Genomic DNA, 13,831 nt, shown 5'->3' on the forward strand with positions numbered 1-13,831 from the left:
CTTTACCTATAGATAATTCAAAAACCCGCTCTCTGTCAGAAAACGGGTTTTTGTGTGTGATTTATCAGGTGTAATTATCCGGTAAAAACTTCAACTGGTAAACGGCTAAACGACAACCTTTCATTTTGCACATCTACAAAGATGGTGTTGCCGTCGTTGAATTCGCCGCGCAAGATGGATTTAGCAATTTGAGTTTCTAACTCTCGCTGAATCGCCCGCTTCAGTGGACGCGCCCCATACACTGGGTCATATCCTACTTCTGCTAAAAAGTCAAGTGCAGAATCCGATAGTTTGAGAGATATTTTGCGATCGCTCAATCTTTGACGTAATCTTTCCACTTGCAGTAGCACAATATGCCGCAATTCCTTCTTATCTAAACCGTGGAAAATGATGATTTCATCAATCCGGTTCAGGAACTCTGGACGGAAGCTATTTCGCATTGCTTCCATGACGCGACGGCGCATTTCATCGTAGTGGCTGTTGTCCCCAGCGATATCAAGAATGTACTGCGAACCGATGTTGCTAGTCATGATGATAATAGCGTTTTTGAAGTCCACCTTATGACCTTGGGCATCAGTGACGCGACCATCATCAAGAATTTGCAAGAAGATATTGAAGACATCAGGGTGTGCTTTCTCGATTTCGTCGAAGAGAATCACTGAGTAAGGACGGCGACGAATCGCTTCTGTAAGTTGTCCGCCTTCTTCGTAACCCACGTATCCTGGAGGCGCACCAATTAAGCGAGAGACGGCGTGTTTCTCCATGTACTCAGACATATCGATTCGCACCAGCGCATCTTCGCTATCGAACATATACGCCGCCAGCGCTTTCGCCAACTCGGTTTTACCCACACCTGTCGGCCCAAGGAAAATAAAGCTAGCGATGGGACGATTAGGATCGGCTAATCCAGCCCGCGATCGCTGAATTGCATCAGCTACTGCTGTGACTGCTTCTTCTTGTCCAACTACGCGACGATGCAGTTCATCTTCTAAATGCAGCAGTTTTTCTTTCTCCGATTCCACCAACTTACTGATCGGAATTCCTGTCCATTTAGAAATAATTTCGGCAATATCAGCTTCTGTGACTTCTTCGCGTAATAGTGATTTCCCACTTCTTTGAGTGCTGGCCAATTCAGCTTCTACTCCTTCCAATTGACGATGCAAACTGGTTAAATTACCGTATTTCAATTCCGCAGCGCGGTTAAGATCGTAGTCGCGTTCTGCTTGCTGAATCTCTAAGTTAACCCGTTCAATCTCTTTTTTAACAGACTGAATTTTGTCAATGATATCTTTTTCAGACTGCCATTGAGTATTCAGAGTTTTTTGTTCTTCTTTGAGATCGGCAATTTCTTTTTCCAGTCTTCCTAGACGTTCGCGAGAAGCAGCATCGCTTTCCTTTTGCAGCGATAGCTTCTCCATTTCCAATTGCAGAATCTTGCGATCGATTTCGTCGAGTTCTTCTGGTTTGGAGGTAATCTCCATTTTCAATCTCGCGGCGGCTTCATCTACCAAGTCAATTGCCTTATCTGGTAAGAAGCGATCGCTAATATATCGACTCGACAATACGGCTGCTGCAACTAAAGCACTATCAGAAATCTTCACCCCGTGGTGGTTTTCATAACGTTCTCTCAACCCGCGTAAAATCGAAATACTATCTTCTACACTAGGCTGATCGACATAAACCTGCTGGAAACGTCTTTCTAATGCAGCATCTTTTTCGATATATTTGCGGTATTCATCCAGGGTTGTTGCCCCAATACAACGCAATTCTCCCCGCGCCAACATCGGTTTTAATAAGTTACCCGCATCCATCGCGCCTTGGGTTGCACCAGCGCCGACAACGGTGTGAATTTCATCAATAAATAAAACAATATTGCCGCCAGATTCAGTAACTTCCTTTAATACTGCTTTCAGGCGTTCTTCAAATTCACCCCGGAATTTTGCCCCTGCAATCAAAGCACCCATATCTAAAGCAATTAGCTTACGGTCTTTGAGGGATTGAGGTACATCACCTGCGATAATGCGCTGTGCTAATCCTTCAGCGATCGCAGTTTTACCAACACCTGGTTCACCAATTAGCACAGGATTATTTTTGGTGCGGCGAGACAGAATTTGCACAGTGCGACGAATCTCATCATCTCGCCCAATTACTGGATCGAGTTGACCTTTACGCGCGGCTTCGGTGAGGTCACGCCCGTATTTTTCCAGTGCTTCGTATTTGCCTTCTGGATTTTGATCGGTCACTTTTTGGCTCCCACGAACTTGTTTAATAATATTTTTGAGTTTGCCTTCGTCTAAACGAAACTCTTGGAATAAAGCTTTGCCAAAGCGGTCATCTTTAGCGTAAGCCAGCAATAAGTGTTCAATTGAAATATATTCATCTTGAAACTCTTTGCGATATCCGTCTGCTCGATCTAGAAGTGTATCTAAGCTGCGTCCTAAGTATACTGAGGTACTATTACCTGATACTTTCGGTTGACGTTGGAAAAATTGTTCAGTGTAATCGCCCAGTTTTTGGAGGTTAACACCCGCTTTTGTGAGAATCCCTGTTGCTAGACCATCTTGTTCTAGCAGCGCTTTCATCAGGTGTTCGCTTTCAATTTGCTGTTGTTGATATTGTTTAACAATATCCGGGGTGTGGGCGATCGCTTCCCAGGCTTTTTCTGTAAATTGGTTAGGATTAGTAGGTTGCATAGGCTTTTTCAGGAACGTAAAGGTGTAGTGGCTTGTCGCAGGCTACCACCAGAACACCAAGTAAAGAAAATTTCTGCTCTCATCTCAATAGATATATAGATATTGTATGAACAGGATAGCGATCGCCTAGATCGGTGTTCACGTCTTGTAAAAGTCGTATTTTCCCGTACTTCCCATTTCCTATGGGCAATTCTCAATTATTGTACTTAACCCTATACCTAAACTTGCATCAAATCGAAATGATCGTTTAGGGGCTTGGCAGTATTCACAACGATGGTTGGCTCAATGCGTACACTCACTCGTATTAAAGTTTTTCTACCTTGCTTCCACCATTCTCCTCCTGCCCCCACACAGAGTTACCATAATCCCAGGTCGCTTAGTGGATGCTGAAAATGATTGACCCCTACGACTTTGAAGATGATGACTTTGACTTTGAGGATGAAGATTTCTTGAAAATAAAACCCATCAGCCAAATGAGCGAAGGGGAAAAGCTACAGCGATTTAAGCGGTTCTTCGACAGCAGCAGCCGTGCTATGTTGCAAGACTGTCTATTTCGCATCGTCAATTACGAAGATGGTACAGGCACGTTAGAAATTCTTTGCCCTAATGAAGTTGTAAGGCAACGCCTTTCCAAGAAAAAGCGCAAAATTACCAACAGCATCAATACCTGCTGGAGTCATATTAGATGGTTTTCGCTATGTGTCCAGCAAGATAATGAGTTGCATTGCCAAAAGTTTACCCGTAACGGCGATTTGTTGACATCTTAATTGCATATTGGAAATTTGGGATAAAGAAAGTGTTTTCCCAATGACAAATGACAAATGACGAATAACAAATGACTAAAAAACAAAAATTTCCTTACCTAGTTGGTTCTAAATGGACAGCACAGCAAAAAGTTGATGGCTGGCGGCACTTCCAAGTTGTCAATCGTAAAAATCAGGCTAAGTGGGTTTACGCCGAAATGGTTGCTGCTTGCGATCCGAAAGTCCGTTTTTGGATAAATGCCAAATTATTACAAGATAACTCCCAGTGGCAAGCTGGCTGGCAAACATTACAGGAAATCCACGGACTTGAAACTGAAGTGTCCTGATTTGCCTCCTTCCCAGTATCTGCCTGAAAATGCCCATTAATAGGCTGCCGCCCTGTTCACAGGCGGCAGCCGAAATAATTTAATAATCTTAGACAATATCTGGTAATTTAATAAATTTTTACAAAATCACACTAACTTACTCTCAAGCAGCAACTAAACAGTCTTAGCTATAGGTTGAAAACTGGCGATTTATCTTCGATACCTTCGGTGAGCTACGCTAACGCAAATTCCAGTAGTATTTCCAGGATCAGGCTGCATATACCTCTCTTTCCCCTTGACCCTGCGCCCCAATGCCTTGAAAACACGTTGTAAAAACATCAGCTAATTCTATGAAAAGCATTCAAAAAAGCAGATTTCAGATTTTTGTTTTTTGTAACTCTTTTTATAAAAATAAGTAATAAAATTTTTTAATGGCTCTTTTGAGAGCTTTTAAAGTCTTTAAGCCTCATAAAAATCCAAATAGACATAATTAAGCTTTAATTCATTTGATAAGACCGTTTTTCAGATTAGGAGCCGCTTTCTTTTCTAGGTAATTTGCCCAATAATGACATCAACAGACCTCACGCATCGCCATCTCAGGAAAGGTGAAGGCAAATGTTTGAGCCACAAGTTTGACAAGAAGCTATAAGAGGGAAACAACAGTGAAACTAGCAGTCTACGGAAAAGGTGGTATCGGTAAATCCACAACTAGCTGTAATATATCCGTCGCCCTAGCTAAACGTGGCAAGAAAGTGCTGCAAATTGGCTGCGACCCGAAGCATGACAGCACCTTCACCCTGACTGGGTTTTTGATTCCCACAATTATCGACACCCTCCAAGAAAAAGACTATCACTACGAAGATGTCTGGCCAGAAGATGTAATTTATAAAGGCTACGGCGGTGTTGATTGCGTAGAAGCTGGTGGACCACCTGCGGGTGCTGGATGTGGCGGCTATGTAGTCGGTGAAACCGTAAAATTACTTAAAGAACTCAACGCCTTTGATGAGTACGATGTAATTCTCTTTGACGTTCTCGGTGACGTAGTTTGCGGTGGTTTTGCAGCACCACTCAACTATGCAGATTACTGCCTGATTGTTACAGACAACGGCTTTGATGCTTTATTTGCTGCCAATCGGATCGCTGCTTCAGTCCGCGAAAAAGCAAGAACTCACCCACTGCGTTTAGCGGGGTTAATTGGCAATCGCACCTCCAAGCGCGACTTGATTGAAAAATATATAGAAGCAGTGCCCATGCCAGTTCTAGAAGTTTTACCTTTAATTGAAGATATCCGTGTTTCCCGTGTGAAAGGTAAGACTTTGTTTGAAATGGCAGAGCAAGATCCTTCCCTAGACTACGTTTGCGACTACTATCTCAACATCGCCGACCAAATTCTGGCGCGTCCCGAAGGTGTTGTACCTAACGACACACCAGATCGGGAGTTGTTCTCTTTGTTGTCCGATTTTTATCTAAATCCGGGTAAACCCCAGGTTCCTAATTCAGAAGAAGAACTAGACTTGATGATTGTATAAATCACCAAGTTCTCAGGATGGGGGACAATAACATGGCATTCTTTAACAGCTTTACGGATTCAATAAAGCAAAAGTGGTTGCAATTTTTCCAGAATAATCGAGACTGGATTACCCTCCACATGGAAGTGGAATCGGTGTACACCCCTGATGGCGGGAAGCGACCACCTTCCTACCTCATCCTGGGAGTTCTTAACGCCCTAGAGCCAAAACTAGCGCAGTTAATGCTGCCCTTTGCCAAACTTAATCCTGACGCCGATACCCTAATTGAGGTGCTGGATTTGCATTTTGACCCAGATTTAGCTCTCGGTAATCGCTTCGTCATCAACCCAGAAGTAGAGAGATACGTAGAAGCAGCAGCAACTGTCATTGATGAAAAGCCTGAAGATGAAACATTGACACACGCTCATACAAATGGCTTTGCGTCGGTGGCGGTAGTTCAAGAGTTCGCAATGGGGGATTCTGAGGATGAAAGCCTGAGAATCAGCGAGTTGGAAGAAACGGAAAATGGCTTTGGCGATATTTCCTTAACCAACGGACACAACTCAATAGATGAGTCTTTCCAAAGCTCTAGTTTAGAAGCAGATGAGTTTGGGGAAATTGCTTTCGATACAACAGCTGCAACGGAAATAAAGCTGGATGAAGACGAAGACGAGGGGCTTGGAGATATTCCGCTAGATGAGAATGCGTTTAAAGACGTGTTATCAGATGTCTGGGGTGATGAAACAGCTTTACAAAAGGCTGAAGAAAGTAACGATTTTTTGGGGGAAGAACTGCCAGCAGGCGTTTTTGATGAATCAGAAATTGCCCGCCTCTTCCCCAACGCTTAATTATTGCCGTTCTTCGCAATTTTAAGGTTTAGATTTGGGGTTTTGGATGAGGAATTAGGGAAATTGTCGTTAGACAGCGGATACTTTTGTTGTCCCAACCTTCAATCCAAAATTATCAATCTAAAATCTGAAATTGGTTGAACTGCCATTAAATATCAAGGGGAGAAAAAACCAAAATGACTGTCGCTCAACAACCAGAAGCTTTAAGCTTTGAATGTGAAACCGGGAATTACCATACCTTTTGCCCAATTAGCTGCGTGGCGTGGTTATACCAAAAAATTGAAGATAGCTTCTTTTTGGTGATTGGGACAAAAACTTGTGGCTACTTCCTGCAAAACGCGATGGGGGTGATGATTTTTGCTGAACCCCGCTATGCAATGGCAGAGTTGGAAGAGGGCGATATTTCGGCACAGCTGAGTGATTATGAAGAGTTAAAACGGTTGTGCTTGCAAATTAAACGCGATCGCAATCCGAGTGTAATTGTCTGGATTGGCACTTGCACCACCGAAATTATCAAAACAGATTTAGAAGGCTTGGCACCGAAGTTGGAATCTGAAATCGGGATTCCCATCGTTGTAGCGCGGGCAAATGGTCTAGATTACGCCTTCACCCAAGGGGAAGACACGGTATTGGCAGCAATGGCTAACCGTTGCCCTGATAAGGCTCCTGTGGCGGAAACAGAGAAAAGTGAACGTAATGCGATCGCTAAATTACTCAACTTTGGTAAGAAGAAAGAAGATGTTGCCCAAGATGAATCTGAGTACGTAGATCATCCACCACTAGTTCTCTTTGGCTCCCTTCCCGACCCCGTAGTTACTCAGTTAACCTTGGAACTGAAGAAACAAGGCATCAAAGTTTCCGGCTGGCTACCCGCGAAGCGCTTCACAGAATTGCCAGTACTGGAAGAAGGGTATTATGTCGCTGGTGTCAACCCCTTCCTCAGCCGCACAGCTACCACCTTAATGCGCCGCCGCAAGTGTAAACTCATTGGCGCACCCTTCCCCATTGGCCCCGATGGTACTCGCGCTTGGATTGAGAAAATCTGCTCGGTGTTTGGTATTACTCCCAAGGGTTTGGATGAACGGGAAGCCCAAATTTGGGCAGGCTTGGAAGATTACGTGAAACTGATTCGCGGTAAGTCTGTATTCTTCATGGGTGATAACTTGCTGGAGATTTCCCAAGCAAGATTCTTAATCCGTTGCGGGATGACTGTTCACGAAATCGGCATTCCCTACATGGATAAGCGTTATCAAGCTGCTGAGTTGGCATTGTTGGAGAAAACTTGCCAGGAAATGAATTCACCCCTGCCAAGGATTGTAGAGAAGCCGGATAATTACAATCAACTTCAACGGATTTATGAGTTGAAACCAGATTTGGTAATTACTGGTATGGCTCACGCTAATCCGTTGGAAGCACGTGGTATTAATACTAAGTGGTCGGTGGAGTTCACTTTTGCTCAAATTCACGGCTTTACGAATGCGCGTGACATGTTAGAGTTGGTGACTCGTCCGTTGCGTCGGAATAATAATTTGAAAGATTTAGGTTGGGATAAGTTGGTGAGAGAAGAAGCGAAGATTTAGATTTGAGTTTGGATTGAGCAACAGCATAATACTATGTTACGGGCGAACTTTCGGGTTCGCCTTTTTTTACGAACCGCAGAGGCGCAGAGAACACAGAGGAAAAGAGAGAACTTAATTCATATCAAATCCATTTTATCGGAATTATTCCTCTTTCCTCTCCCTCTGTGCCCTCAGCGTCTCTGCGGTTTTTTAATCATTTAGATGCTACCGGATTGGATATCAGATTGAAGGCTGTAACTCTAAAGGTTTGGATGGAATGATGTACATTAATTCTGCACCGTCTGGTTTAATTTCTGTAGATGGAGTTAATTTAAGCCAGTCATGAAAGCTGATTCCTAATTGGGATATTGCTTGTACTTCTGTTTGGTAAGATTCAAAACGGCGATTGGTTTCAATCATAGATTCTACTAGCTCCAAAGTTTTAGGAAGACGTGCATAAATCTGCGGCTTAGGATCATCCCAAATTGCTTTGCCTACCCAATCTACTTTAGAATCCCAAATTGCTGCTGGTATCGATTCTACCCACTTCGCGTTATTCGGATCTTTAGCCAACATGAATAGATTCATACGTTGCATATCAAAGACTGCATTTTCATTCAAAGTTGGGTCGAGCCATTGGTAAATTCGGGTTAGCCTCCGCAAATCAATCTGACCTCTGAACTGAGGCTGTAAGTATACTGCTGGGTTCAAAGTAAGCAGAAGCTTAACATATTTCTGAATACGAGAACGAATAACTATTGACCCTTCTTGGAAGCGGCGAAGTGCGGTTTCTTGTTCTTCTAATTCAAGATAACAACGTGCTTCAGCTAGGTAGGCTAAAGATAAAGTCAGCAGATATTCATCAGCAATTTGGCTTTTTTGCTCAATTTCGATATCAGCAAATTCAGTATAAATATGCTCTGCTTCTAAAAAGCGGTTAATAGCTTGTAGTGCGCTACTTCTACGATTTTCAGTTTTGGTCATCGTAAAGGCATTAGTTGCTAATTCAATTGCAGCACGAAAATTAGCATAGAAACTAAGATCGATTTTACGATTAATGTGATTTAACAGTTTTTGTGCTTGTTGTAGCTGTTGCTCTAATTCTTTTAAGCGTTGTGCTATCACAGCAAAGCCTATAACTGAGACACCCAGGTTAAGTATACTGACTGCACTAGTTACCTGCAAAATTCCTTGAGTTAGTAGCATACTTCGCCCAATTTTCCCTAACTGATTTTCTGTAGGAGATCCCTGCTCCCGTAACCACGTAACGATATGTTTGCTTCCTACTTCTCGGATTACACCTCCAACCCTTTCCAATGTTCCATCTGCAATTCCTTTAATGATCCAATCAGCAAGCATAAAGGTTACTGTTACTGGTAAAGTCATAATCTTTTCCAAGTTGATAAATACTCAGTAGGGCTATATCTGGCAAAAAGTCGCTTGGATTCTCCGCAGCAAATAACCGCACTTTACTCAGTATTCCCAATTTGAGTTCTATTCTGTCTAATAGCGATCGCTCTTTTTAACGAACCGCCAAGACGCCAAGAAAGAAAAGTGATCGCTCTTTTTTAACCAGAAGATGCAGAGCGATCGCAGATACAATCATAAGTAAAAGGCAACCTGGCAGAAAATGGCTGAAACTATTGTCAAAAGCCTTAAAAGTGACTATTGAACGCGGCTTGAAACCCACCCTTAACTAACAGCAAAATCTGTGTATTTACGCACCGATGGTAACTGAAAACCTAAAACAATATCCTCTTTTGGGACACCTAATTCAACCAATTCATTAGCAATTCCTACCTCTGTGCCATCTTGCTGAATCCAGATTTTTTCGTCAATAATATCTAAATGGAGAACAGGGCCATATATGCGGTCTTGCTCGCGCCAACCTACATAAACTAATTGATAACGATCGTGTTCTGTATCAAAAATCGTCTCTGCTTGAATGCGATTATCCCAAACAGTACTAGCGTGTTGTTCTAGCAAAATCTTAATATATTTTCGATATTATTCTAGCTTTGCCATTCTGCAATCGCCTCCTGTTCAATATTATAAATTAGTAAACAGAGCTGATTAGTTTTAATTACAGATTGGATAAATGGAAGAATAAAAAACTCATTGTAAACAGTACTAGTAACTGCTAAATATAAGGTACGATTAGCTTCTTGTTTTTGTAAAGCAATTCGGTAAATAATAAATTGTCCTAATGCAGCATAAAGTTCTGTGATTTTTGACGGGCTTAGAAAACTTTTAATTTCAACAGCTATTTTTTGTCCTTGTTTTTCGGCTGCAATAACTTTTTCTGCTCCTAAATCAACATATAATTCAAGGGTTCCTGCCTGGAGAGCATAAGGATCGTGAGTGATTAACCAGCCATCTTTTTCAAGTGCTGTTTTAACAACTGTATGAAAAGCATCTTTAACACAAGTTTAATTCCAATTTATGGCGGTGCTTGATTTAAAAATTTCCATTTTATTAATACATTGACAACCTAGCGAAACTTTTTTTAACTAAATTTAATATAGTTCTGTTTCTTCTCGCCTGTCTACTTACTCCAGATGCAGAGGAGAAGAGGATTGAATGAACCGCAGATGAGAGAGCGATCGCACCATCCCCCACCAACTTAGATAAAATCACTATGGTGCTAGTTAATCCTCCCTAAATCTAATGAAAAGCGATCGCCCTTCGTCCCAACTCTCCCTTCAACGTCCTGAACTACTCGCGCCAGCCGGTAATTGGGAATGTGCTAAAGCTGCTGTGGAAAATGGGGCAGATGCGATTTACTTCGGTTTGGATCGGTTTAACGCCAGAATGCGGGCACAAAATTTTACTGAGGCGGACTTACCCCAATTGATGACATTCCTGCACCGTCGGGGTGTAAAGGGTTATGTCACTGTCAACACACTAATATTTCCCAAAGAACTAGCAGAAGCACAGCAATATCTCCGCACAATTATTGCAGCTGGTGTGGATGCAGCGATCGTTCAAGATATTGGTATATGCCGTCTCATCCGTCAACTTTCCCCCGATTTTCCCATCCATGCTTCCACGCAAATGACGATTACCAGTGCGGCTGGGGTAGAATTTGCCAAATCTCTTGGTTGTCAATTGGTGGTGCTGGCGCGTGAATGTTCTCTCAAAGAAATCAATAAAATTCAGCAGCAGATTGCCCAACAAAAAACTTCGCTGCCCTTGGAAGTTTTTGTTCATGGTGCTTTGTGCGTGGCATATTCCGGTCAATGTTTGACTAGTGAGGCTTTAGGTGGACGTTCTGCTAACCGAGGAGAATGTGCCCAAGCTTGCCGGATGCCCTACGATTTAATCGCCGATGGGAAAGTTGTGGATTTAAAAGAGCGCAAATATTTACTCAGTCCTCAAGACTTAGCAGGGTTAGATGTTCTGCCTGATTTGGTGAAATCAGGAGTAACCTGTCTCAAAATTGAAGGTCGCCTGAAAGCTCCAGAGTATGTTGCTAATGTCACCCGTGTTTATCGGCAAGCTTTGGATAGTGTAATGACGGAATTGGAAATACCTAACCCCTCTTTGCCTACAAGAGAAGGGGGGAGAGGTCAATCAGGCCAAGAACATTACAACCTAGTAATGGCATTTTCTCGCGGACTCTACACGGGTTGGTTTGGCGGAATTAATAATCAGGAACTAGTTCACGCCCGCTTTGGTAAAAAACGTGGGGTTTATTTAGGTGAAGTCAGCCGCATTCACAACGAGGAAGTAACAGTCAAATTGGAAGCGCCTGTCAAGCCAGGGGATGGAATTGTATTTGACTGCGGTCATCCAGAGGCGAAGGAAGAAGGTGGGCGAGTTTATGGGGTGGTTTCCAAAGGAAAGGAAAGTGTGCTGACCTTTGGTAGAAATGACTTGAACTTACGCCGAGTGCATATAGGCGATCGCATTTGGAAAACCAGCGATCCAGAACTCGATAAGCAAGTGCGTCAGAGTTTTGCTGGCGAGAACCCACAATTTCAGCGTCCGATTGACTTGGAGATTTATGGAGAAGTTGGTCAGCCATTAATTGCGATCGCCCGCGATCAAATCGGTAATATTGTACAGGTAGAATCTGCAATTTCTCTGGTGGAAGCGCACACCAAATCGCTAGATACAGATCGTTTAAAAGAACAATTCGGTCGTCTCGGTAACACATCTTTCTGTTTAGGAACACTAACCAACCACCTCAGCGGTGCTATTATGCTACCCGTAAGTGAGTTGAACCGGATGCGGCGGGAAATGGTAGCACAGTTGGAAGAATTGCGAAGTCAACCCAAACGCTGGCAATTACATTCTGATGTCTCTTTCCAAAATTTACTCCCCTCATCTCCCACCCTGCGGGAAGCTAAAGCTACATCTCCTTCACTCATCGTCCTAGTACGAAATCTCAAGCAACTGCAAGCCGCTCTCAAAGCTGGTATTGAAACACTGTATTGTGAATTTGAAGACCCCCGTGCCTACCAAAAAGCGGTGCAAATGGTGCGCCAGCAACAGCAAAAAAACAAAGCAGAAAATTCTTCACTTTCAACTCATAACTCAGCACTCCTAACTCCTAACTCCCAACTCCCCACTCCCAACTCCCAACTCCCCACAATTTGGGTTGCACCACCCCGAATTACCAAACCGGGAGAAAATTGGATTTTGCAGCAAGTCCGTGCCTGTGAAGCAGATGGCTATCTGATACGGAACTATGACCAATTGCAATTCTTTGCAGCAGACCGTTGTATCGGAGATTTTTCGCTCAACGTTGCTAATTCCTTAACAGCAGACTACTTTCAGCAACATTTTGGTTTAGAACGGCTGACGGCATCCTACGACCTGAATATTACCCAACTTCAAGATTTACTCACCAGTTGTCCACCCCAGTGGTTTGAGGTGACAATCCATCAGCATATACCGATGTTTCACATGGAGCATTGTGTTTTTTGTGCCTTTCTCTCGACGGGTACAGATTACACCAACTGTGGACGACCTTGTGAAAAGCAGGAAGTGAAATTAAAAGACCGTGTAGGCAGCGAACACGTCATCAAAGCAGATGTAGGTTGCCGCAATACTGTATTTAACGGCACTGCTCAAACGGGAGCCGAGTACGTACAGCGTCTGATAGAACTGGGGTTACGCCACTTCCGCATCGAGTTTGTGAACGAAACACCAGAGCAAGTGAGTAAAACAATACATTTTTATAGTCAATTATTGCAAGGTGAGATTACAGGTTCCCAACTTTGGCGCGAGTTGAAGTTGCAAAATCAATTAGGCGTGACTCGTGGCCCTATGGGAGTGTCAGCACTGCGTTCATAATTGATTTTGCGATCGCCCAGCTTGAAAAATCTGTTCCGCAGTCAAATTCAATTCTGGGAATGTAGGCGATATGATGCGATCGCTACCCCGAAACAGGTTAACTTGATACTCACCATCCACCAAATAGTAAACGGAAATAGTCGGTTGTTTGGGATTACCTATATACCTTCTACCGCCTAAAGCTAAATAATCAGTAATCCAGTATTCAGGAACACCAAAAGTTTCGTAGTCAACCAGCTTGTGTGCATAATCATCCTTCCAATTCGTGCTGACGACTTCAATAACTAGGGGAACCGACGCAGCTTGAGTAACCGTTGAAAACTTTTTCCACATCGGTTCTGCTGAAAGATTCTTTTGATTTATCACGATTACATCAGGTGAATAACCCGACTCTTTGTCAGGAACCTTAACTAGTGTTTGCTTGGGTATAAGGTAGGGGAGACTCAGCCGTTCAAATTCCACGTTTAGTTTTTTAGCTAAAAAACCATTAATCTCTTCATGATCTCCTACTGGCTGCATTTCAACAATTACCCCATCGTGTAGTTCATAGCGTCCTCCATCTGGCTTCCAATTGAGGAATTCTTCAAAAGCGATCATTTTTGGTAAGGCTTGAAACATCACACTTACTCCTGATGATGATTCCGAGTTTAGCAAATTATTTGGTATTACTCATTTGACCCTCAGATTCCCTACTTATTTAATAAATCAGAAATATAAGTCGGTACAAAACCTCACCAGATAAACCCAAAAGGGTGAATTTGGAAGATTTTACAAAATTTTGTATCTATTCAAAGAAGTTGGGTATCTTCTCTTTCACAAATGATTTAGGATTGCTATATATCGATTATCGACT

Annotated in this window: 10 protein-coding genes and 1 pseudogene; 6 read left to right on the plus strand and 5 right to left on the minus strand. The window is 42.9% G+C overall.

Annotation, left to right across the window (positions count from 1 at the left end; translation table 11 throughout):
* Positions 1 to 74 precede the first annotated feature (74 nt).
* The gene (gene clpB / locus HWQ43_RS01705; protein WP_292729349.1) at positions 75 to 2,693 is read right to left on the minus strand and encodes an ATP-dependent chaperone ClpB; all 2,619 of its coding nucleotides are present in this window, start codon (positions 2,691 to 2,693) and stop codon (positions 75 to 77) included.
* 383 nt (positions 2,694 to 3,076) lie between these two features.
* On the opposite strand from clpB, the gene HWQ43_RS01710 reads away from it, so the two are divergent.
* From HWQ43_RS01710 to HWQ43_RS01730, 5 genes are all read left to right on the plus strand, one after another.
* A complete protein-coding gene (locus HWQ43_RS01710; RefSeq protein ID WP_292729352.1) occupies positions 3,077 to 3,460 on the plus strand; it encodes a hypothetical protein in 384 nt (127 codons plus the stop codon).
* 68 nt (positions 3,461 to 3,528) lie between these two features.
* Positions 3,529 to 3,783: a TIGR02450 family Trp-rich protein gene (locus tag HWQ43_RS01715; protein WP_099103731.1), complete on the plus strand. Its 255-nt coding sequence runs from the start codon at positions 3,529 to 3,531 to the stop codon at positions 3,781 to 3,783.
* Between the two features lie 641 nt (positions 3,784 to 4,424).
* Entirely contained in the window at positions 4,425 to 5,291 is an 867-nt protein-coding gene (gene bchL / locus HWQ43_RS01720; RefSeq protein WP_012410753.1) for a ferredoxin:protochlorophyllide reductase (ATP-dependent) iron-sulfur ATP-binding protein, read from the plus strand.
* Between the two features lie 32 nt (positions 5,292 to 5,323).
* The gene (locus HWQ43_RS01725) at positions 5,324 to 6,118 is read left to right on the plus strand and encodes a DUF5331 domain-containing protein (RefSeq protein WP_292729356.1); all 795 of its coding nucleotides are present in this window, start codon (positions 5,324 to 5,326) and stop codon (positions 6,116 to 6,118) included.
* Between the two features lie 176 nt (positions 6,119 to 6,294).
* Positions 6,295 to 7,698: a ferredoxin:protochlorophyllide reductase (ATP-dependent) subunit N gene (locus HWQ43_RS01730; protein ID WP_163939065.1), complete on the plus strand. Its 1,404-nt coding sequence runs from the start codon at positions 6,295 to 6,297 to the stop codon at positions 7,696 to 7,698.
* A gap of 219 nt (positions 7,699 to 7,917) precedes the next feature.
* Here HWQ43_RS01730 and HWQ43_RS01735 read toward each other — a convergent pair whose 3' ends face one another.
* The 3 genes and pseudogenes from HWQ43_RS01735 to HWQ43_RS01745 all read right to left on the minus strand — a co-directional run.
* Positions 7,918 to 9,063, minus strand: coding sequence for a hypothetical protein (locus HWQ43_RS01735; RefSeq protein ID WP_292729360.1), 1,146 nt, complete (start codon positions 9,061 to 9,063; stop codon positions 7,918 to 7,920).
* A 306-nt stretch (positions 9,064 to 9,369) separates the two neighbouring features.
* On the minus strand, positions 9,370 to 9,672 hold the full coding sequence (locus HWQ43_RS01740; RefSeq protein ID WP_292729656.1) for a XisI protein: 303 nt from the start codon (positions 9,670 to 9,672) through the stop codon (positions 9,370 to 9,372).
* Between the two features lie 17 nt (positions 9,673 to 9,689).
* Positions 9,690 to 10,085, minus strand: a pseudogene (locus tag HWQ43_RS01745) (element excision factor XisH family protein); the annotation flags it as partial.
* A gap of 259 nt (positions 10,086 to 10,344) precedes the next feature.
* On the opposite strand from HWQ43_RS01745, the gene HWQ43_RS01750 reads away from it, so the two are divergent.
* Positions 10,345 to 12,978 (plus strand): U32 family peptidase, encoded by a 2,634-nt coding sequence (locus tag HWQ43_RS01750; RefSeq protein ID WP_292729363.1) that lies wholly within the window; start codon positions 10,345 to 10,347, stop codon positions 12,976 to 12,978.
* On the opposite strand, the gene HWQ43_RS01755 is transcribed toward HWQ43_RS01750, so the two are convergent.
* Positions 12,973 to 13,596, minus strand: a complete 624-nt coding sequence (locus HWQ43_RS01755; protein WP_292729366.1) for a Uma2 family endonuclease — start codon at positions 13,594 to 13,596, stop codon at positions 12,973 to 12,975. The two genes, HWQ43_RS01750 and HWQ43_RS01755, sit on opposite strands and share 6 nt — an antisense overlap.
* Positions 13,597 to 13,831 lie beyond the last annotated feature (235 nt).

The sequence above is a fragment of the Nostoc sp. JL31 genome, assembly GCF_017114965.1.
Classification (GTDB): Bacteria; Cyanobacteriota; Cyanobacteriia; order Cyanobacteriales; family Nostocaceae; genus Nostoc; species Nostoc punctiforme_A.